Annotated in this window: 21 protein-coding genes; 12 read left to right on the forward strand and 9 right to left on the reverse strand. The window is 67.4% G+C overall.

Features of this window, described 5'->3' with window-relative positions; translation table 11 throughout:
• The first annotated feature begins 32 nt into the window (after positions 1 to 32).
• Both H6717_30645 and H6717_30650 read left to right on the forward strand, forming a co-directional pair.
• Positions 33 to 1,349, forward strand: coding sequence for a hypothetical protein (locus H6717_30645; GenBank protein MCB9581430.1), 1,317 nt, complete (start codon positions 33 to 35; stop codon positions 1,347 to 1,349).
• A gap of 155 nt (positions 1,350 to 1,504) precedes the next feature.
• Positions 1,505 to 1,801: a hypothetical protein gene (locus H6717_30650; protein MCB9581431.1), complete on the forward strand. Its 297-nt coding sequence runs from the start codon at positions 1,505 to 1,507 to the stop codon at positions 1,799 to 1,801.
• A gap of 78 nt (positions 1,802 to 1,879) precedes the next feature.
• Here the strand turns inward: H6717_30650 and H6717_30655 are convergent, their stop codons facing one another.
• From H6717_30655 to H6717_30670, 4 genes are all read right to left on the reverse strand, one after another.
• The gene (locus H6717_30655; protein ID MCB9581432.1) at positions 1,880 to 2,755 is read right to left on the reverse strand and encodes a hypothetical protein; all 876 of its coding nucleotides are present in this window, start codon (positions 2,753 to 2,755) and stop codon (positions 1,880 to 1,882) included.
• Between the two features lie 109 nt (positions 2,756 to 2,864).
• On the reverse strand, positions 2,865 to 3,038 hold the full coding sequence (locus H6717_30660; protein MCB9581433.1) for a hypothetical protein: 174 nt from the start codon (positions 3,036 to 3,038) through the stop codon (positions 2,865 to 2,867).
• A gap of 1 nt (position 3,039) precedes the next feature.
• Positions 3,040 to 3,234, reverse strand: coding sequence for a hypothetical protein (locus H6717_30665; protein ID MCB9581434.1), 195 nt, complete (start codon positions 3,232 to 3,234; stop codon positions 3,040 to 3,042).
• Positions 3,235 to 3,291: 57 nt separating this feature from the next.
• Positions 3,292 to 3,999, reverse strand: coding sequence for a UDP-2,3-diacylglucosamine diphosphatase (locus H6717_30670; GenBank protein ID MCB9581435.1), 708 nt, complete (start codon positions 3,997 to 3,999; stop codon positions 3,292 to 3,294).
• 216 nt (positions 4,000 to 4,215) lie between these two features.
• On the opposite strand from H6717_30670, the gene H6717_30675 reads away from it, so the two are divergent.
• The 7 genes from H6717_30675 (at position 4,216) to H6717_30705 (ending at position 11,659) form a co-directional block, all read left to right on the forward strand.
• Positions 4,216 to 5,049: a hypothetical protein gene (locus H6717_30675; protein ID MCB9581436.1), complete on the forward strand. Its 834-nt coding sequence runs from the start codon at positions 4,216 to 4,218 to the stop codon at positions 5,047 to 5,049.
• A 231-nt stretch (positions 5,050 to 5,280) separates the two neighbouring features.
• Entirely contained in the window at positions 5,281 to 6,039 is a 759-nt protein-coding gene (locus H6717_30680) for a hypothetical protein (GenBank protein ID MCB9581437.1), read from the forward strand.
• A gap of 104 nt (positions 6,040 to 6,143) precedes the next feature.
• Entirely contained in the window at positions 6,144 to 6,566 is a 423-nt protein-coding gene (locus H6717_30685) for a hypothetical protein (protein MCB9581438.1), read from the forward strand.
• A gap of 48 nt (positions 6,567 to 6,614) precedes the next feature.
• Positions 6,615 to 7,430, forward strand: coding sequence for an alpha/beta fold hydrolase (locus H6717_30690; protein ID MCB9581439.1), 816 nt, complete (start codon positions 6,615 to 6,617; stop codon positions 7,428 to 7,430).
• Positions 7,431 to 7,440: 10 nt separating this feature from the next.
• Positions 7,441 to 8,622 (forward strand): exo-alpha-sialidase, encoded by a 1,182-nt coding sequence (locus tag H6717_30695; protein MCB9581440.1) that lies wholly within the window; start codon positions 7,441 to 7,443, stop codon positions 8,620 to 8,622.
• Positions 8,622 to 10,346, forward strand: a complete 1,725-nt coding sequence (locus H6717_30700; GenBank protein ID MCB9581441.1) for a hypothetical protein — start codon at positions 8,622 to 8,624, stop codon at positions 10,344 to 10,346. The genes H6717_30695 and H6717_30700 overlap by 1 nt, the downstream gene beginning before the upstream one ends.
• Before the next feature lie 86 nt (positions 10,347 to 10,432).
• Positions 10,433 to 11,659: a metallophosphoesterase gene (locus H6717_30705; protein MCB9581442.1), complete on the forward strand. Its 1,227-nt coding sequence runs from the start codon at positions 10,433 to 10,435 to the stop codon at positions 11,657 to 11,659.
• Here the strand turns inward: H6717_30705 and H6717_30710 are convergent.
• The gene (locus tag H6717_30710) at positions 11,632 to 13,710 is read right to left on the reverse strand and encodes a hypothetical protein (GenBank protein ID MCB9581443.1); all 2,079 of its coding nucleotides are present in this window, start codon (positions 13,708 to 13,710) and stop codon (positions 11,632 to 11,634) included. The genes H6717_30705 and H6717_30710 overlap by 28 nt on opposite strands.
• Positions 13,711 to 14,027: 317 nt before the next feature.
• Between H6717_30710 and H6717_30715 the strand changes: the two genes are divergently transcribed.
• Positions 14,028 to 15,755, forward strand: a complete 1,728-nt coding sequence (locus tag H6717_30715; protein MCB9581444.1) for a right-handed parallel beta-helix repeat-containing protein — start codon at positions 14,028 to 14,030, stop codon at positions 15,753 to 15,755.
• Positions 15,756 to 15,846: 91 nt separating this feature from the next.
• Here H6717_30715 and H6717_30720 read toward each other — a convergent pair whose 3' ends face one another.
• Entirely contained in the window at positions 15,847 to 16,302 is a 456-nt protein-coding gene (locus H6717_30720) for a hypothetical protein (GenBank protein ID MCB9581445.1), read from the reverse strand.
• A gap of 566 nt (positions 16,303 to 16,868) precedes the next feature.
• Between H6717_30720 and H6717_30725 the strand changes: the two genes are divergently transcribed.
• Positions 16,869 to 17,918: an FRG domain-containing protein gene (locus tag H6717_30725; GenBank protein ID MCB9581446.1), complete on the forward strand. Its 1,050-nt coding sequence runs from the start codon at positions 16,869 to 16,871 to the stop codon at positions 17,916 to 17,918.
• A gap of 70 nt (positions 17,919 to 17,988) precedes the next feature.
• On the opposite strand, the gene H6717_30730 is transcribed toward H6717_30725, so the two are convergent.
• The 3 genes from H6717_30730 to H6717_30740 are packed head-to-tail and all read right to left on the reverse strand — an operon-like array spanning position 17,989 to position 19,695.
• Positions 17,989 to 18,438: a hypothetical protein gene (locus H6717_30730; protein ID MCB9581447.1), complete on the reverse strand. Its 450-nt coding sequence runs from the start codon at positions 18,436 to 18,438 to the stop codon at positions 17,989 to 17,991.
• Entirely contained in the window at positions 18,438 to 18,818 is a 381-nt protein-coding gene (locus tag H6717_30735) for a hypothetical protein (GenBank protein MCB9581448.1), read from the reverse strand. Before H6717_30735 ends, H6717_30730 begins: the two co-directional genes overlap by 1 nt.
• 1 nt (position 18,819) lies before the next feature.
• Complete coding sequence (locus tag H6717_30740) at positions 18,820 to 19,695, reverse strand: response regulator (protein ID MCB9581449.1); 876 nt, start codon at positions 19,693 to 19,695, stop codon at positions 18,820 to 18,822.
• A gap of 40 nt (positions 19,696 to 19,735) precedes the next feature.
• Here H6717_30740 and hrcA point away from each other — a divergent pair, with 40 nt between their 5' ends.
• Positions 19,736 to 20,920, forward strand: a complete 1,185-nt coding sequence (hrcA, locus tag H6717_30745; protein ID MCB9581450.1) for a heat-inducible transcription repressor HrcA — start codon at positions 19,736 to 19,738, stop codon at positions 20,918 to 20,920.
• Positions 20,921 to 20,946: the final 26 nt, after the last annotated feature.

Here is a 20,946-nt window from a genome sequence, read left to right on the forward strand (position 1 = left end):
CGACTTACCGCCGATGTGGCAGCATGAGGTGGATGGCCGTTCAACGCGGGGACCAAGTCACGGTTACGGGGGGCAGGAGCAAGGGCCAGACCGGAGTGGTCTTCTGGATCGGCCCAGACAAGTACGGCTCCGGGCAGCGCGTGGGCATTACGACCGCGGCGGGAGAGAAGGTCTGGGCCAAGGACACCCAGGTCCGTGCGGTCGATGGTGCGGGGCGCTCCGAGGACGGCGCCGCGCCGAAGTTCGAGTACTTGGAAACGGAGGACTACGACAATCCCTGTGTGGGCGCGCAACTGCGCTTCGTCGACGAGCTCGACGAGGCGTCTTTGCGCAAAATCGGTGAACGCTGGATCACGTTCCGCCGTGCCCGCACCCATCTCCAGTGCTGGCGCTTCTCGGATACCGCGGCGGAAGTGATGATCGAGCCGAAAGGACTCGATCGCGATGCGTTGGACGCACTGGAGTCCTGGCTGCGCGACTTGCACCGAGTCGTTCCCATCGCATCGGCGCGCCTGTTCATGGGGTCCGGGCCGCCGCTCGAAGGAAACCCCGCGCCGCACCCCGCGCTGGAAGCCGGGGTCTTGGCCAAGCTGCAAGAGGCCGATAGCGGTGCACGGGGCGAGCGGATCGCCGCGCTGGAAGAGCGCTTCGCGAAGCTGGGCTTCACCCTCGTGCCCGTCGACGAACACGACTACGCCTCGCGCAATCCCCAGGGAGCGGAGGCTTGGGCCAAGCGCTGGTCGAAATCAGGCAAGCTGATCGGGACGCGATCGCACCCCGCCGTTCCCATCGAGGCCGCGAAGCTCGACGAGCTCGACCTTGCGAAGAAGCTTCGCCCCTACAACAAGCTGGTGCCCTTCCCGAACGCGGCGCTCCTGGGGGCCGTAGATTCGAAGCAATACTTGCTGCTGCTCTGCGACGAAAGAGGCGTTCGTCGAGTCTTCGAGCCCAGCGACGGCTTGCTACGGGACTTCACGTGGCTCGATCAGGATCACGTGGCCGTGCTGACCGGTGCGCGCCTGGTGTTGCTCCGCGTCACCGCGTCAGGCGCGTTCGCCGAGATCGCCTCGCTGGACGTGGCGGGCGCGAACATGACGCTCTTCGACCACGGCCTGATGGCGGTCCGCAAAGTCGATTCGAAACGCCGCGTCTCGGGCGCGGTGCTCTTCGTGACGTGGGACGAGACGGGATTTTCGCAATTGGGCACGCTCCCCGCCTCGAGCGGCGCGACGCTCGGCGTCGACTACGGCACCATGCCGCTGCTCGAGATCCGGGCCAAGGAGTCCGCGTCGCCGCCCACGCTGTTCCGACTTACCGGCAAGCCCAAGCGCAAATCCAAGCGCCCGTAGGTGGCCTGCGCCGGACCGCGGAGCTCCTGGCACGCTCCGGCACGAGTCCGCGGGCATGGAAGCTGCAGCATTCTCGGTCCGTGCAACACCGATGGAAGTCGCAGGTTGGTCGAGCAGCTGAACAACGACACCGACTGCGATCCCGTCGTGACCCATTGCGAGCTCGGTTGCCTGCGGATGCGCGCTGCGGCGTCTCCGGCGTGTACGCTGGAGACCCGGACTGCGTCAGCGCCGAACCGAGCGCGCCGGACGACGAGAGCTGGCCCAAATGGGGCTCTTATCCGGGATGCTGCCGGGCCGACGGGACCTGCGGAGTCTCTGATCCCGCTCCCGGAGCGGGTTGCGTTGCCAGCGCCGAGCTCGGCCTCGAGACCGTGTACTGTGATGGCGGCCCAGCGGACGCCGGTGCCACCCTCGACGCCGCGCCCGACGCGAACCCTGACCCAAACTGACGATCAGATCTACGAAGACCACTTCGGCGGCAGCGCGAAGCGTCGCCGTGCCCGGCCGTTGCGGTCTCGTACATGGCGTTACTGGCAGAACGTCGTGGTCAGCGTTCCGCTGAGTGACTGGCCGGGCCATTTCCCGCTGGCGCGGGACAGATCGTTGACGGTGACGGTCCAATCTTGTCCGCTCTGAGTCGCGTTGCCGCTACCGACGCAGATCAGGGTGTCCGCTTCCGAGCCGGTGCCCGGCATGGTCAGCGCGCCGGCCATGGCTCCGGGCGGCCCCTCCAAGAAGAGCCGGCCGTGGTCACCGAACTTCGCATAGAAGCGCTCTTCGCCCTGGTAGGAAAACCATGAGTGGACTCCGTCGGACACGGTGAGATCCAGCGGCGCGCCGTCCAGGCTGCCCGTGATGGTGTCGTTCATACCCAGGTCCGGTAGGAACAACTGGAGCGAGCCGCTGGCCGCCGTTCCCGGGCAGTTGCCGAGGGAGTGGAGCCCCGCGAACACCATCGGTGACTGGTTGCCCAGGGTGGTGCTCACCGAGTCGGCGAGCAGCTGTGCGCCGTTCAGCGCCATCCCGACTGGCGCGCTCAGCCAGCCGGGCCCGTTGACGTCTTTCGCGCCGAGCGGGAGATCCCAAATGACGATGCCGCCGCCGGTCAAGAAGTCCAGGGACTCGATGCCGCCACCGGAGTACCCGCGGTATCCGCCGAGGAGGCCGTCAACCGCGGCACCGTCGAGATCACCGTTCACCCACAGGGAAAGCTCGCCACATGGGCCGGCGTCACCCCCGGCATCGGCGCCCGCGCTGCCTGAGGACCCGCCCGTACCTCCGGCACCGCCAGTTTGCACCGAACCACCGCTGCCGCCGTTGCCGAGCGGAGGTCCGCTGCCCGAGCTCGATCCACAGGCAACCGCCAAGAGCGACAGGACCACAGCGAAGAGCGCGCCCCTCATTCCGTGAGCATACGCTGATCGGGGGCACGGCTACCTCGTCGAGTCGATTTCTCGCGCATCTTCCTCGGGTTGCTGACCTCTGCGGTTCCGCGCCGGACCAACAAACCAGTCAAACGGCTTCGCTGATGGCTTTTTCCAGGCGTTTCACGCCTTCGGCGATGGCGTCCGCTTGCACCGTGAGGGTGGGCCGGAAGCGGATGGAGGGGCGTCCGCAGGGCAGCACGATCATCTGATCCTCGAAGCACTGGCGGATGATCTTGTTGCGGAGCTCTTGGGTGGGCACGTCACATGAGCCCGCGGCCGCGCGCGTTGTCCACGGTGCCCGCGAAGCGTTCCTGGATCTTCTCCAGGCCCGCGAGCAGCTCGGCGCGCGCGTAGGACAAACGAAGCGGGGGTGATTGGGTATGGGCGGCGGGGTTGATTTGGGTATGGGCGGTGGTGGGATTGCAGGGGATGTCATTGTTGGGGGTTGCCGGCACGACGCGGGCACGGCTCGAACGCTGCGGCAGGCGTCGGAGGAGGCGGCGATGAGTCGCCTACCAGCTCTGGTGCACGGCGAACTCGGAGCGTCGCGTGTCCAGGCTGAGGAAGCTGTACGCGCCTTCGCTGCAGGAGCCGCTGTTCAAGAACATGGCGCCGGGGTGCTGGGCGCGGGTGGCCATGTGCGTGTGGCCGGTCACGACGATGTCCGCGCTTCGGAGCTCGGCGACGCCCACGGCCCAACGCTGGAAGGTGCACGCGCCGGAATCCAGCGTCACGCCGCCACGTCCGGCGTCCAGCTTCTGGAAGAAGCGATACAGCGGCGAGAGCCCGATGCGACGGATCCAGGCGCCCAGCCACACGCCCAGCTCGCTGAGCCAGCGGGCGCGCTGGAAGATCAGATCGTGGTGATGCCCGTGGGTGAACAGGATGCGAGTGCCGTCGGCTTCCAGCGTCAGCTCTTCCGGAACGCCCAGAGCACTGCCGGCTATCAGATCGTGGTTGCCGTGCACGTAGGTGTACTTCGGCAGCTGAAAGCGCTGAGCGATCTCCGGGTGTGCCGCCTGCGCCGCTCGGAGCTCCTGTAGGGGCTGCCCCAGCGCCGCGCCGGTGAGCGTTTCCCAAATGTCACCGAGCAGCACGATGCGCTCGAAGTTCTGCTCCAGGTGCGCAAGAAAGCGCAGGAACTCCGAGTCGTCGTGCCCGAAGTCGTCCGCCGCGTCCCGCGCGCCCAAGTGCAAGTCCGAGATGACCGCGATTTCCATTTCGGTTCTCCCGAGCCTGCTAGGTATTCCCTTCGGGTGACGTGAGGGTGTGGGCACGGAAAGATCCGTGAAAACTACGGGGCTCGACGTGACAGCCGTGTGTCGTCGTTCGCGACGGGTATCGCGCCGGACCAACATGAAGACGTTCCAGAGGATTGTCGGGGCGGCGCGATACCCGTCGTGAACGGACGACGCGGCCGGCGCATCCGAGGCGTCATGCGAAGCGGGTGGATGCTGGGGGCCATGGTGTTTTCCCTGTGTGCGGCGTGTGGCAGCTCGGATAGCGGCGGCGGCACGGCGGGCAGCGGCGGTGGTGCCGGGAGTGGAACCGGCGGCGCGGGCACGGGCGGCAACGGAGTCGGCGGCGCGGGCACGGGCGGCAACGGAGTCGGCGGCGCGGCGGGTGGCGGGACAGGAGGCAGCGGAACCGGCGGCGTGGCCGGCACCGGCACCGGGGGCAGCGGCAGCGGCGGCGTGGCCGGCACCGGCACCGGGGGCAGCGGAACTGGGGGCGCGGCGGGCAGCGGCGGCAACATCCTCACACCACTGCCGCCGGCAGGAACCACGCAGTGCGGCTCGGGCGTGTTCACGGCGGCGGAGCAGCAGACGACGTGCTCGTCTCCGCCCACGGTCGGCTCGCTGCACCCGAGCTATCCGGCGCAGTGCTCGCTGGCCACCACCGGCGGCGGGCAGTGGGAAACGTGGTGCACCGCCACCGGCGTGAGCTACGTGTGGGTGCTGTTCCACGACGTCGCGCTGTCGCAAAGCTGCAGCTACTTCGCGCCAGATTTCACCTTTTCACATCAAGAGCTGGCGTACGGCGCTACGGGAGAGAGCGGTAACCCCTACGAAGCCAAGCCGTTCACCAGCTCGAGCTTCTCCAGCAAAGCGCAGGACGTCGGCATGCACTTCGACATCTCGGGTGGCGCGAACGCCTCGAAGACGGGGGGCGGCCAGATCTGGATCGCCGCCGACGGCAGCTGCGGCTCGCCGATCCCGAACGACGTGAAGGCGACATTTCTGTCCTTTGCATTCACCTGGAGCGGGTAACTTCGGAGCATCTTTACCCGTGGGATGCCGCGCCAGAACGCTCTCGAGCGAGCGCGTCGTCGTCAACCTCGAGCTCGTGCAGGTCGTCGGCTGCCCGTTGGCGGAGCGACCCCAGGGCACACGCTTTCGCGTCTGGCCCTGACGGGTATCGCGCCGAACCAACAAGCAGGCTTTGTTGGTCCGGCGCGGCAACGGATTTGCGTTTGGGCTCGGGCGTGGGACCCTCGGAAGATGGCCGGTACCCGCGTGTTGCCCGTCGATGCTTCGCGCATCGAAGAGCTGTCTCGGGCCCTCGGCGCGCTCCGGGCCGGGCGGGACCCGGCGGGGATGCGCGTCTTTCTCGCGCGCTATGAAGCGGACCAGCGGCAGGCCGAGCGCGGGGAGTCTCTCGTGATTCCACGGCGCGCGTGGCAGGAGCGCTGGCTCGAAGTGCGGGATCTGCTCGGCAATCGCATGCCTCGCGTCACGGTTCCCAATCAAGGGAGCGACGTGGTCGTGCGCAAGCTCGGCTGGAAGCGGCTGCAGAAGGAGACGGCACGCGCGTGGGAGCTCTTGCGCGTGGCAGCGCCGGATGCCGTGGTGGCCAAGCAGAAGGACACGGTTCGGGCGGCGTATCGCGCGGCAGGCTGGGCGGACAAATACGCGCCCGAACCGCCGCCGGCCATCGACCTGGACTTCTGGTCGCTGCCCGTACACGAGGAGAGCGACGGCATCTGGATCGGGGAGCTGGAGCCAGAGGTCGCGGAGCAACACGCGTGGCTCCACGCCCAGGAGCTGATGGAGCGTGGCGTGGCGCTGTGTGCGCCACCGCTGACGGAGCCGGACGAGCTCGAGCAAGCGCTGCCGGTGCTGGGCAAGCCGCTGCTCGACACCGCGCGCCCGGCGGCGCGGGGCTGGGTGGAGCCGAGCCTGCTGCCGCGTTACACCGTCGGAAGCGAGGCAGAGCGCGCGGCGGGAGCCGGCGCCGTGGTGTGGTGGCGCGTGCTGTGAGCGCGCACAAAAGCCTCGGCCTTTGGCTAGGTGCGCAACGGGTGCGCCAGAACGACTGATTTTCGTGCAGTTTCGAGGGCGCGGCGATTGCATTGAAAGGGAGCGTGTACGAGCTCCTCGGTGCAACGGTGGACTCGGTGCATGGCCTCGCGATGATCGCGTGGGGTCTCGGTCTGCCGCTCCTGTTCTGGCATCGCTGGCGGCGGCTCACCCGCGCCTACGTGATCTACTCCGTGGCGTTCATCTTGATTTCCGTCGGCTCGCACTTGCTGCTCGGAGAGTGTCTGCTCACACGCCTGGCCCGCGAGCTGTACGACGCCGGGCATCACCCCGAGCTTCGGGATCAAGTCTCGTTCATCGTGCGGGCCACGGAGGCGGTGGCCGGCATCCGCCCGAACGAGCGTTGGGCCGTCTTGGTGTGGGAGGGCGCGCTCTTGATCGGCAGCGCGGGCTTGCTGCTGCACTTGAGGCGCGAGCGCTCGAGGGAAAAGCCGCCGCGGGGCGGCGCGTCGCGGCCCGCGGTGTAAAGCTTCTGCATCCGTCGCTTCTACGCCTTCGCCCTGCCGCCCCTCACGGTGCTGCTCATTCACGTCGTGTTCCGCGCGTCGGTGGCCTACGCCATCGCGTACGCCCCGAACGGCGGCGGCCTCGGACGCGCGCACCCGGAGCTGGGACCGCCCCCCGCGGGGGCGCGCGCCGTGTCCGTCGCTGCCGGCGATGCCACGATTGCGGCGTGGGTGCTCGCGCCGCCCTCCCCGCGAGCCACCGTGGTGCTACTCCACGGTTTGCGGCTGGACCGCAGATCGCTGCTCCCGTTCGCGGAGAAGCTCCACGCCGCGGGCTATCGTGCCGTGCTGCTCGACCTCCCGGGGCACGGCGAATCGACGGGCACACACTTGGGCTACGGCGCGCCGGAAGCGCGGGACGTCTCCCAGCTGCTCGACGCCCTTCACGTCGCGGGCCCCGTGGGCGTCTTCGGCTACTCCTACGGCGGCGCCGTCGCGCTGCATCTCGCTGCTCGCGATCCCAGGGTGCACGCCGTGCTCACGGTGTCCACCTTCGCGACGCCGCGGCGCGCCGTCTCCGACTACGAACGGCGCTACTTCCCCGCGTGGGTACCGGATCGCTGGGTGGACGACGCCCTGGGCGACGCGGCCTGGATCGGCGCGTTCGATCCGGACGTCACACCCACGCCTTCACGCGCGTCCGTCGTGCTGATGCACGGCGGCGCGGACACGCAAATCTCCCCGGACAATGCCCGGACCCTCGCGCGGGCCGTCCCGGGCGCCCGGCTCGTCGTGCTGCCCGGTCAGTCGCACGCGTCCATGCTCGGAGATCCGGGCGGTGCCGTCAGCGATACGGCCCTCCAGCTCTTCGCGTCGATGCGATAGCCTGCACGGGATGCGCACCGCCCTTCTCGTCGCCGCGCTGTCGCTCGTCGGCTGCAGCAGCTCCGAAGACGCGACGCCAAAGGTCGATGCGGGCGTCGACGCGCCGGCGCCCTCTGTGGCGAGTTTCGAGCTGGAGCAGAGCTTCACCATCGCCAGCGGCGGGCACCTCGCGTTTCCGGATCTCGCGCGCCTCGCCGATGGCTCGCTGCTGCTCGTGTATCGCAAGGGTGCGACTCACGTGGACGCGAGCGGCCGCATCATGAAGCAGTTCGGCAGCGCGGACGGAACCAGCTGGAGCGATCCAGAGGTGCTCTACGACGCGCCGGACATCGACGACCGCGATCCTTCCGTGACGGTGCTCCACGGCGGAGACGTGCTGGTGAGCTACTTCCAGTACCTGACCGAGGCGCTCAGCGGAGGCACGCTGGCGACGCACCACGTGTTCTTGGGTCGCTCCACGGACGGCGGTCAGAGCTTCGGTCCCTTCACGCAGATCGACGGCGGCAGCATGTCCCCGTCGTCTCCCGCGCTGAACGCCGATGGCCTGTGGGTGGACGCCCAAGGAACGCTGCTCGAGGTCGAGGCGTGCTCGAGCCCCGTCGTGGAGCTCGGGAGCAAGCTGGTGTTGCCGGTGTACGGCGGCCATCCGTTGAACCTGGCCAAGCTCGCCGCCATGCCGCGTTCGCAAGTGTCGTTCCTGGTCTCCACGGACGGGCAGACCTTCACGCAAGAGGCCGTGCTGGCGCTGAGCGACGTCTGGCTCCAGGAGCCCGCGCTGCTGCCGCTCTCGAACGGCACCACGCTGCTGCAGGTGCGCACGGCTTCGGGTGCCAGCCCCAGCAGCCCCGGGCCGCTCATGCAGTCCACGTCCACGGATCTCGCGACCTGGTCGGCGCCCGAGGGTCTCGGCTTCGTCGGCCACGCGCCGAGCCTGATCGAGCTGCCCGGCGGCTTGGTGCTCAGCGCCTACCGCTGGCTCGACGACGCCTTCTCCGAGGAGCGCGTGTCGTTCTCCTGGTCCCTCGACGCCGGAACGACCTTCAGCGCGCCCATCGACGTGGCCGACTGCGGCGGCGTCGAGTGCGGCTATCCGTCCATGGTGTCGCTGGGCGCGGATCGCTTCCTGCTCGTCTACTACGCTCCCGGCGGCAGCAGTATCGAGGGCGTCATCTACCACTACACGCTGAGCTGATGCGACGAGGGATCCTGCTCGCCGTCGCGTTCGTCGCTTGCAGCCCCGCAGCGCCGCGCCCGCTGCCGATGCCGGCTCCACAGGTGGAGCGTCACGGCGTCGAGCTTTCGTCCGGGGATGGCGTGGTGTGCGCGCGGCTGCCCTCGGATCGCGTCACTTGCGTGAGCCTATCGGACATCACACGGCCGAAGCAGCTGGATGCGACGGGCGTGGAGGAGCTGTCGGTCCGCGGTCGCACCGCGTGGTTGCGTACCGCGAGCGGCTGGACCTCCGTCACCCTCGGCGACCCCGAAAAGAGCGCACCCCCGGAGCCGGGCATCCACTACCGCGACTGGAGCTGCGCTTTGAGCGGCGGCACACTTTCCTGCAATGGCGCCAGCTTGGCGCGCGACGTCACGGGCGTGTGGAGCGGCGGCCACCTGTGTGTGCAGCGGAGCGACGGCATGCTCGCCTGTCTGCGGGACGACGCCACCCTCGAAAAGCCCAGCTGGGACTCCATCGCGCGCTACCCGAAGCTCCAAGGCATGGGCGCCGGGCGCGCCATCGGCTGCGCTGCGGTGGATGCCGGGCGCGTGGAGTGCTGGTGGTGGCACGAGCTATGGGACGACGAGGTCGACGCCGGCATGACCTACGACGGCGAGCTCCGCGGTGAGCCGACGCCCATCCCGGGGCTCTCGGGCGTGGTGTCGCTCAGTGTTGGTGCCGCTCACGCCTGCGCCCTCGAGCGCGACGGTCGCCTGTCGTGTTGGGGGCAGGTGAGCCCCGTGCCGGAGCGCCCGCCGACGGGCGTTCGCTTGCCGCTCACCCGCGCCACCGCCGTAGCCGCCGGCGCCGAGCACGCCTGTGCGCTCCAGAACGAGCGCGCTTGGTGTTGGGGCTCGAACGAAAACAAACAGCTCGGTCGCAACAGCGGGCGCAAGGATCTGCCGCTGCCCATCGACTCCGTCGGCGGCGTGGAAGAGCTCGCTCTCGCCGGCGATCACACCTGCCTTCGCACCCGCCGCGGCAGCGTGCACTGCTTCGGCGATCCGACCGCGCGCGCGCCGGGGCAGAGCTCCTTCGTCAGTGCCGTCCCCGGCATCAAGGACGCGACGGCCTTGGTCATCTCGCAAGATCTCGGCTGCGTCGTGCAGGGCGGCAACGTCAGCTGTTGGGGCAAGCTCGCGGGCTCGCTTCCGAAGCTCGCCGGCGCTTCCGAGCTGAGCATCACCGAGCGCTGGGTGTGCGGCCTCGTGCAGGGCGCCGTGCGCTGCCGCGATCGCAAGAACGCGGAGGTGCGCACGGCGTTCCGCAAGGACATCGCGCACCTGTCCGGCAGCTGCGCCCTCGGCATCCGTGGTCGTGTCACCTGCTTCGCCTGGATGCCGCACGAGTCCCACGATCCGGAGTTCGGCGAAGTGCTGCAAACCGCCGACATGGGCATCGAGCGCGCGGAAGCCCTGTGGGTGAGCGCCGGCGAGGGTTGCGCACGCATCGCCGACGGCTCCACCCGCTGCTTTCGCATTCCGCCCATGGACATGCCCGAAGCGGGGGACGCGGAGCCATTGCCTTCGCCCCTCGCCTTCGCGAGCACGCTCACCGGCGTCACCTCCGTCGCCTTCGGCCGTCACCGCGTGTGCGCCACCACCATCGATGGACACCTCCACTGCGCCGCGGAAACGCTGCCGCCCTTCGCTCCCCGGGAGCCCTGGACCCTCGAGCCCCAGCGCGTGCACCTCGAGTAGCCGGATTTCATGTTTGTCGGTCCAGCGCGGTACCCCCGCGGTCCGTCCCCATTGCGCGTCTCCGATTTCGACCCAATGCTTCGCGGGTGAGCGTGGTCGCGCTGGGCACCTGGGGTACCTGGGCCGTGGTCGTCGTGTCGGCGGCCCTGCTGCGGAGTCGCGCGTATGCGATTTTTCGCGGTATCACCCTGGGCGTTCATTCGCTCGTGTTTCTCGCGCTGTGGCCCACGTTTCAGGCCCTCGGCGTGTTGCCCATCGCGCTGTACCTGCACGCCATCGTCTTCTTGCAGTCGCTGGTGCTGGTGAAGCCGCGCATGCGCTCCTTCGCGTACCGCGCGCTGGTCAGCATTCCGGCTTCGTACTTCGCAGCCGGTACCCTGCTCGCGTTCCCCTGGGCCATCGCCGCGGCGTTCGGCTTTTCGCCGCATGGCTTCTGGCTGCCCTATCTCGTTGCCCTCGTCGGCATCGTGCAATCCCTCACCGGCAAGGAAGAAGAAGTGGACGTGGTGGTCGCGGACGGTCACGTCGTGGACGGCGTACAACGGCATCGCCCGACCACTGCGCCGGTGGGGCGGCCGCTACGCATCGTGCAGATCACCGATCCGCACCTTGGCCCCTTCATGTCCGTCGCGCGGCTGCGCCGCATCGTGGAGCGCGCCGTCGCCAAGAACCCGGATCTGGTCGTGCTCACCGGGGACTTCCTCACCATGGAGTCGCAGAAGGACCCAAAGCTCCTGGCCACCGCCCTCGAGCCACTGCAGGCGCTCCCGGGGCGCGCCTTCGCTTGCATGGGCAACCACGATCACGAAGCGCCGGACACGGTGCGCTCGGCCCTGGCCCACGCGGGCGTGACGTTGCTCGTGGACGACGCCACGGAGGTGGAGACCGCCGTCGGCCGCGTGCAGATCCTGGGAATGGATTTCCACTGGGGCGGGCGCAAGGAGCGGATGGCCGCCGTGTGCGAACGCTACCCGCGCGTGGCCGGCGCCTTGCGCATCGTGCTGCTGCACGATCCCGGTGCCTTCAAGCACCTGTCCAGCGGACAAGCGGATCTCGTGCTGAGCGGCCATACCCACGGCGGCCAGGTGGGTCTCCTGAGCCTCGGTCTTCACTGGACCATGCTGCGTCTACTGATGAACGCGCCGGATCACGGCCTGTGGGCCAACGGCACCAATCGCCTCTACGTCCACCGCGGCACCGGCCACTACGGCTTCCCGCTCCGCCTCGGCGTCCCCGCCGAGCAAAGCGTCTTGCGCGTGCACGCGCCTGATCGCGATGGGGAGTCCTACTTGCAGCAATACGCGACGTCGTAGGCAACGCCAGCGCTCACCTTGCCGTGCTCCGCGCAGGGCGTGGTGAAGGCCGAGGTTCCGCCGATGTTGCCGCAGGCCGCCAAGCACTGCCCGTTCTTCACGCCCCACGCAGGAGCGGGCTGGCTCAGCGGGTCGCAAATGCTCGCGGGCTCCTTGCAGCAGTAGTCGACGTCGTAGGCAACGCCAGCGCTCACCTTGCCGTGCTCTGCGCAGGGCGTGGTGAAGGCCGAGGTACCACCGATGTTGCCGCAGGCCGCGAGACACTGGCCGTTCTTCACGCCCCAGGCGGGAGCCGGTTGCGTGCTCGGGTCGCAGACGCCCGCCGGCTCCTTGCAGCAGTACGCGACATCATAGGCAACGCCAGCGCTCACCTTGCCGTGCTCTGCGCAGGGCGTGGTGAAGGCCGAGGTGCCGCCGATGTTGCCGCAGGCCGCGAGGCACTGGCCGTTCTTCACGCCCCAGGCGGGAGCCGGCTGGCTCTGTGGGTCGCAGGTCGCCGAGGGCGGCGGCGGCGCGGCTTCGTCCCTGCAGCAGTAGTCGACGTCGTAGGCGACGCCCGCGTCCTGCTTGCCGATCTGGTCGCAGGGCTTCGCGGAAGCCAGCGTGCCGCCCAGCTTTCCGCATTGCGGCAAGCATGCACCGCCCTTCTCTCCCCATTCCGGCGCCGTCTGGCTCGCGTCGCAGGGTCCGCCCGCCGGCTGCGTGCAACAGAAGGCGACGTCCCAGGCTTCCCCCACGTCCGTGAAGCCCTGGCTCGCACACGGAGACGGGGAAGCGATGGTACCGCCGAGGGCGCCGCACGACGGCAGACACTGTCCGTTCTTCACGTTCCACGACGGCGCTGGCTGCGTCTCGGGGTCGCACGTGGAGCTGGCCGGTGTGTTGGGCTGAGCGCCGGCCACTTGGACGGCCTCCCCGATCACGCGGTGTAGGCCGAGGAGATCGCTGTCTGCGTAGCCGGTGTCTGCAGGGTCGCTCGGATCCCAGTGGCTCTCGTCCCAGCGGTACCAGATCACCACGGGCACGGCCGCTTTGCGCAGGCTCGAGAGCATCTGGGTGACGTACTTGGCGTGCTGAGCGTGGCTCAGCGCCCGGCCAACGCCGCCATCCGCGTTGAGGATCCCGGCTTCGGTGGCCCACAACGGCTTTTTGATGCCGCGGTCGTTCAGCGCCTTGCGGAACTTCTTCGTGATCGTACCCACCGACGCCATGTCCCACTCTTTCTTGCTGGGCACCTTGTAGGGGTACGGGTGGTACGAGACGGCATCGGTGTACTTCGCGCCGCCGGCGTTCAGCCACTTGAAGAACGCCGTGCCCGGCTTGTTCACGGAAAGCCGGTTCCACCCGCAACACGTCACCAGGCCCTGCTGCCCCGGAGCCTCGTCCTTGACGGCCTGATACGCACGCTGGCTCAGCTCGAGCAGCTGTCCGTGGCTGCCGTCCCAGTACATCGCGAGATTGGGCTCGTTCCACACCTCGTAGGCAGGCGGCTCGTCGTTGGCGCTGCGCTTGCCGAGGTATCGTTTCACCACGGCGCGCACGAAGGCGGACCAGTCATCGAGGTTCTTCGGCGCGGTGGCGCAGGTGTCGATCATTCCTGGCGCTTTCTTGCACGCGGGTCCGTCCACCGACGCCCAAGTGGGCGAGCCGTAGAAGACATAGACCGGTCGCATGCCTGCCGCGACGATGTCGTCCATGTCCTTGTCCAGCTGCGTCCACACGTAGCTGTGCACGCCGTTGACGGGCGGCTTCGGCTCGATCTGCGCCCAGGTGACGTTCATGTCCCAGATGCGGCCCAGGGCGAGCTGTTGGGCACTGCCCTTCGCTGGCCAGTCGCCGTATCGGACCCCACCTCCCACCAGGTTCACCGCCGGGACGTTGGCGCCGAGCTGGATTGGCGCTCCCACGATGGCCTGGCCTGCCTCGGCATTGCCCGCGCTCTCGGAGTTGCCCGGATCCCCGATCTGGCCCACCGAACAGGCGGAGAGGGCCAGCGTCCAGCACAGGAGCCAAGGCGCAGGGAGCCGAGCACTGATGCGGACATGGGGCATGTAACGCCTGGGTGTGCACGTCCCGTTCCACCCGCGCGCGTGCGAAAAGCCGGTGTCCCGTTGCACCGGGCCTGACAGGGCGACGCCAGGGTGGCGCGCTTTTCCCGGTCGATCCGCCTACACAGGTGTCAGACATGTTCGCTGACACCGTGTTCGGAGCACCCTCGACAGACTTTACATTAACGGACATCGAGCTCCCGCGCGGCTCGGGCCGTGCGCGCGGATGCTAGCAAGCAATTGGAGGGGGCCGTCGAAGGCGACGCTTCGTCGGTCGGCAGCCGGACCCTCGACAATCGCTGACGGAAAGGATCATGGTCATGAGGTCTCTCGCGCTCGGTATCGCCTTCTTCTTCGTGGCGTCGAACGCACACGCGGCAGATCACTACGTCGACAACGCCGCTTCCGGCAGCAACGATGGCTCTTCCTGGGCCGATGCCTGGAAGTCTTTCAAAGACATCGACTGGGGCACGGTTCAGCCTGGCGAGACGATATACGTCAGCGGTGGCGGAGACACGAAGACGTACCTCGAGCAATTGACGGTCGGAAAGAGCGGGGCTGCGGGGAGTCCGATCACCGTCGCCGCGGGCAGGTACTCGTCGAGTCCGTCAGGTCACGATGGCCGCGTCGTGATCGACGGCGGCGGAACCGGGTCGCAGAGCATCTACGTGCAGAACAAGAGCTACGTGACCCTCAAGGGGTTCGAGTGCACGAATGCGCAGAAGGGCATCTACGTCGAGGACAACGCCGACACCATCGTTCTCGATTCGATGGACATTCATGATTTTCGGGGTCAGGCGGGCATCATGCTCAACGGTGCCAGCTCGTACACCGTCGAGAACGTCACCATCCAGAACTCGAAGATCGTCGCTCCCGAGATGTATGACGCGGAGACGGACGCCATCTACATCCAGCGGGCCCAGCGAACGACCATCCACGACAACTACATTCACCAGCGGAACCAGGATCCGAAGGCCCACACCGACGCGCTTCAGGCGTACTTGGCGAGCGGCTTCGTCATCTACAACAACTACTTGATCAACGACTCCGTCTACAGCCCCGAGGGCGGCGGGACGCCGATCATCCTCGGCTCCGAGGGCACCAACCCTGTCGTCATCTACAACAACTTCCTGTACATGGGCGGGATCTGGGATCCGTCCGGTAATCACAACTCGGCGCTGTGGACGCGCTGGTACGACAACGATCCCATGCCGCCGACTTGGGTGATTCACAACACCATCGTGGTGGCCGGTCCGCGCTGCAGGGATTTCATCCAGGAATACGACGCCGTCACGGTCAACAACATCTTGGCGATCTTCAATGCGGGCGAGAGCTTGGCCAACCTCGAAGAGAGCCTGCCGCACCCCATTCCCGTCGACAAAACGAGAAACAATCTCTTCTGGCGGAGCTCCGGCGGTCCGGGATTCTCGGGCCAGTTCACGGGTAATGGCCAGACGGGAAGCGTGTCCGGGTGGACGAGCTGGGTGAACGACTATGGCGGAACAGGAGTCAACGCAGACCCGTTGTTCGTCGACGACTTCATTCATACCTTCGGCGACGGAACCGACGAGGGCGCTTTGAATGGCGAGCTGCAGGCGGGCTCTCCCGCCATCGACCAAGGGGAAGACGCCAAGCCCCTGATCGACACGTTGAACTCGACCTACGGGCTCAGTCTGCCGTGGACGGACATCAACGGGAATCCGAGGGACAACACGCCCACGATCGGCGCCTACGAGTACTGCGAGGGCGCGGCCTGCGCCAAGCCCGATGGCGGCGCCGGCACCGGCGGCGGTGGCGGTACGGGCGGCGGCGGTCTGGACGCTGGCGCAGGCACCGGCGGTGGTGCTGGTCTGGATGGTGGCGCCGGCACGGGCGGATCGAACGCGGGCACCGGGGGCAGCACCGGCAACGGAGCCAGCTCCAGCGACGACGGAGGCTGCGGCTGCCGCATGGAGCGTTGGAGCCCCGTCGACGGCCTGCTCGCGCTCGTCGCCCTCTGTGGCCTCGGGCTGTTCACCCGACGTCGACGGCGAACGCGCCGGTGGTAGTTGAGCCTGTTTCGGGCGGCAGCGCGGCCCAAAGAAGATCCCAGCAGGTAATGGTTTGTTGGCTCGGCGCGGAATCCCCCGGGCGCGCTTTCTACCGCGGAACGAGCAGCGCCAGCGCACGGCGAAGCAGCTCTTGTAGCGAGAGGGTGCGAGCTTCTCCGGCGAGCTTCTCCGGCGCCTTCTTGGCTTCGCACTTCTTGAAGCCTTGAGTCGTCAGCGCCAAGAGGAGCTTGTCTTGCTTGTCCCGCGCCCCGGCATCGGTAGCGTCCTCGGCGTCTGAATGCCTTCGCTGACGAAGGCGCATCTTCTCTTCGACGTGCTCGCGGCCGAAGGTCTTCTTGGCCGCACTCAAATTATGGCTGCGGCAGAACACCCGACCATTGGCGGCGTCATCGTCACCACCGATGCCGGTGGCCTCGATGTGGTCGTACTGGAGAAACGCCTTCGCGGTGCAGCGCACACCAGACGGCGACACATAGCAACACTGGGCGCCGTCACGCTCGTACACCACTCGGCGAGCTGCGCGGCCGGGCTTGCCCGGCTTCATTCCGCGGGAGCGACGCGGCTTGTCCGTCTTGCCCCAGCGCTTGTTCTCTAGGCGCGATCGCCTTGGGCCGATCCGCGTTGGCGACGACAGCGCTCGACCAGAGCTCCCGATCGGAGAGGGATAGAAGTGCGGAGAGCGAAGCGCGCTCGGTGGCAGGCAGTTCTGAAGAAACGGCTTTGGACGGTGACATGATCCACCCCTTTGTTTCCTTCGGCATACCACGGGAAATTTCGTCTTCTTCAGCGCCTCGCATGCGCGCTTTCGAGCACGCGGGTACTTCCAAGATCGATTTCGTTTCGAACACGCCTCCACGCGGGGCACCTGCGCTGTGCAGGCGTTGTCAGAACGACATCGGCGAAGTCGGAGCGCAGAGCGTCCGAAAGCTCGTCCACGGGATTCGTGTTTGCCGTGTCGACTTCCGTGATCCAACGAGCATTGCCATCACAGGAACTTCGGCGCGCCGCTCTGTTTCTCGCACTCTCGGGGGAGACACAGATAGCCACTGTGGCCGCGCCCGCGCGGGATGTGCTTGATGCCAGGACAGGAGCGTCGGTACCGTCTGGTGCATGTCTGCACGCCTCATCGAGCGGAGAGACATCGGTACCGCCCAGGAGCTACTTGCGACGTTGGCGTTCACCGATCGACAGTGGGTGGAAACCGGGGGCCAGTCGAACTGGTGGTTTCGCGGCCAGAGCGATGCCGAGTGGGAGCTGAGTCCTTCCGCAATGCGAGACACGAGTCGCTTCATTCAGCGGGGAAAGCACTGGGGCATCGGAGCGCTCGACGCGCTCGTAGCAACGTCGCTGAAGCAACAGCTCGAGTGCGAGCACAACGCCTTTCTTCAGTTCTTCGAGAAGTGCCTCGAGTCTGGCTTATCCATCCCAGAAGACAGCCAGATCTTCCGAACTGATTTCGTGAGTAAAACGTTTCCCCAGGTCGAGGCCCAGTTGCAAAAGGGCATCGACTTTCCCTTCGTGCTTCATCGCTCGATTTACGCCCTCGCGCAACATCATGGCGTTCCAACCCGGTTGCTGGACTGGAGCACCAACCCGCTCGTCGCAGCGTACTTTGCAGTCAAGGATGTCGCCCGGTACCAGGCACGTTTCGCCTACGCGCAGAAGCGGGAAGAAGAGAGCCCAGACTATCAGGAACAGGTACGGGAGGGTGCCGAGCCCAGAGAGGAAGCTCCGTACCCCCCGAAACCGAAATGGCACAGCGATCGGTGCTCGGTGATCGCGCTTCGGACTCCAATCGCGTTCGACCGGCTCTCATCACTGGATCCGGGTCTATCGCGCATTACGGCACCCTACGCTCAAAATCCCCGGCTGCGCGCGCAGCAGGGCCTGTTCACGATCTTGCTGAACAAGACCGAACCCACTGGCGGCGCATTTCGTCAACCGTCGATCGAGCGATTGATCCGAGACGTATACGCACACGATGATTGGGAAGAACCAAGCGAAGAGGGCCCCATCGTGCTCAAGCTCACGCTGCCGCACTCCGAGTGCCGCAAAGCTCTCCGAATGCTCGCGGAAGCCAACGTGCACGCTGGATCGATCTTCGCTGACTACGACGGCGCGGTCGAAGCGAACAACGAGATCGGATACCACCAAGGCTGAGCTGGCACCTGCTGTGGCCGGGTCGGGCTCCTTCGTCAGCGGTGGTTCCGCGGCGAACCGACAAGAATGCTCAGCTGGAGAGTGCCTTCAGGTGGGTGGCCAAGCCGTGGAGCTGCGCGCTGCCGATGATCTCGGCCTGCCGCTTGATCCGGCGCGCGAGGGCGCCCACGTGGGAGAGGGCGCCGGTCCATTCCTCTTCGGAACGGATGCGCGTTTCTCCGCTCTCGGTGGTTTCGAAATAGAAGCGATGCTCGGCGCGGAGCAGGGCGTTGCCTCCGCTCCAGGCGATCTCCTTGGGTGCGCGCACCCACAGGATTTGAATCACGGCGGGGAGCATCAGCATGCCGGTGTCGAGCTTCACGTGCACGCGGTCGCCGCTCTTCAGGATGCGAGAGGGGCCGCGCATGGGAGTGAACTCCGGCGGCATGAACGCCTTCCAGCTGCGGAAGTCGCTGAGCTCGGCGAAGGCGCGTTCCATGCTGCCACTCACGGTGACATCGGCGTTGGCGAAGAAGGACATCAGCGAAAGCTCTTTACGATTTGGTACAGACCGAAGCCAAGCGCGCCGAAGGCCAAGACGTAGTGGAGCGGACTCGACTCACCACGGAAGCTGAGCCAGGTCATCAACGCGCCGCTGGCGAGCCACAAGCCGCCGTACAGACGATTCTTGCCGCGCCGCTCGTGCTTGGCGAGCTGAATGGCACGCTCGAAGGCGGCCTTCACCTCGTGCTCGTCGAGACCCTGTTGCACGAGATGGATCACGACTTGCTCCCCCTTCTCGCCGCGCTTGAAGCGCGCCATCACCTCGGGAGCCCAACGCTCGGCGGCTTTCTCCGGATCGCTGGGCTCGCTGCGCGGCGGCGGCGCTTCCCCGCTTTCGGGGGACTCTTCCGCGGTCACGTCACTCCGCAGTCAAACGGCGGATTTCTTCCTTGATCAGCACTTCCGCGAGCTGCGGGACGACCTCCCACACGACCTGCTCGAGGACCTCGCGGGAGAGCGCCAAGACGCCGTCCACCTGATCCTTGGTCAGACCGAGGCCCGCCAAGCGATCGGCGAACTCGCCGTCCCCGCTGGTGGCGGTCGCGGTCGCTTCGGTCGCTGCGGGTGCCGGGGCGGAACCGCCGAGGGGCAAGCCCGTGGCGGGAGTAGGCGCGAAGGGGACCGTCGCCGGCTTGGGCTGCGGGGGCGGCGGTTCCGGCGCTGGAGGCGGAGCCGCAACGGGAGCGGGCGCGGGCGACGGTTCCGGCGCGGGGGGAGGCGGCGTGCCATACGACAGCGTTGGCGAGCGCCCCGCCGCGGGGCGCGCCCCGAGGGGTGCCGCAGCGGCCGGCGCCGGTTCGGCGGCGGGCGGCGTGCGGTAGGGCGTCGCTTGAGGAGGCGGAGCACCGACGGCGGCCTGCGGTGCCTCCGCCGCTTTGCGGGCCACGGTGCCGGTCTTGTCGATCAGCTGTTGGGTGTCGAACGGCTTGTCCATGAAGTCGTCCGCACCCACGGTGGAGCCGCGCGCCTTGTCGTAAGGCTGGTGCTTGCTCGAGAGGATGATGACCCCGGTGCCCGGCGCCTCGCGCTTGATGGCTTGGCACAGGTCGTACCCGCTCTCGCCACCCAAGATGGCGTCCACGAGGGCGACGGTGGGTCGTTCAGAACGCAGCAAATCGAGCGCTTGCTGTGAGTTCTCGGCGAGGACCACCTGGTAGTCCTCCCCTGCAAAGGTGATTTCAAGCACCTTTCGCATCGTCTTGCTGTCGTCGACGGCCAGGAGCGTGGTGGTCAAAGGTCCTCCCTGAAAGGGCTCAGAAAACCGCGACGGGATCATGGCGGGGGCTCAGGAAAAGTGTCAAGGATTTCGCCGATCGCCGGTTCACGGCCGGCCGCTGGGCCGGGAGCGGATTGACGCCCTGGGGACCGCGGCGCACTTTTTCCCCGTGAGCCTCCAACTTTCCAAGCGTGCCCGCGCCATCCTGTACGCGGTGATGACCGAGTTCATCGCCACCGGTGAGCCCGTCGGTAGCCGCACGCTGGCGAAAAAGTACGGTTTTTCACTGTCCGCCGCGACCATCCGCAACGTGCTCGCGGATCTGGAGGAGGCCGGCTACCTGGCGCAGCCCCACACCTCCGCAGGGCGGGTGCCCACGGAAGCGGCCTTCCGCTTGTTCATCGACGCACTGCTGCAGGTGCGAGAGCTGTCGGCGGACGAGCGCTCGCGCATCGCCGAATGGTTCGAGGATCTGTCCCCCGGGGCGGACATCGTGCGGGAGACCGGCAAGCTGCTCGCGGATCTCACGGGCTCGGCGGCCGTCTTGGTGCGGCCCCGCATCGAGACCCGGACCGTGCGCAAGGTTCGCTTCATCCCGACGCGGCCGGGGGAGCTCTTGAGCGTGATCGTGCTGTCCGACGGCACGGTGGAGAACCGCTACATCGCCGTGGACGGGGGCCTGTCCGAGGGCGACCTCTCCCGCGTGCACGCCATGTTGGAAGAGAGCGTGGAAGGCAAGACGCTGGCCGGCATTCGCGATCACTTTCGTCAAGAGATCGAGGAGAGCCGAGACGAGCTGGCCAAGCTGCGGGAGATTGGTCTGTCGCTGGTCAACGCCGCCATCGATCGTGCGGACCGTTTGATGGACGTGGTGATCGAGGGGCAGGCGCGGCTGCTCGAGAGCACGGAGTTTGCGAGTACCGACAACCTGCGCGAGCTGCTGCGAACTCTGGAAGAGCGCGAACGTCTGGTGATGCTCCTGGATCGCACGTTGGCGTCGAGCCGGGTGCAGGTGTTCCTGGGCGCGGAGACCAGTGAGGCGCCGGTGAGCTTGGTCGCGGCGCCCTATCGCGAGGGTGGGCGCCCGGGTGGAGCGGTGGGGGTGATCGGTCCCACACGCATGGACTACGCGAGCGTGGTGCCGTTGGTCGGGGCCACCGCGGACGCCATGAGCGCCGCGCTATCCCGAACCCAGGAACGGTCGAAGCCGGCGGACCCCGAGACGCCGGATTCGTCGGACTGACGAAAACCCGTGGTAGGCTGACCGCG

It is taken from the genome of Polyangiaceae bacterium (genome assembly GCA_020633235.1).
Classification (GTDB): Bacteria; Myxococcota_A; Polyangia; order Polyangiales; family Polyangiaceae; genus JACKEA01.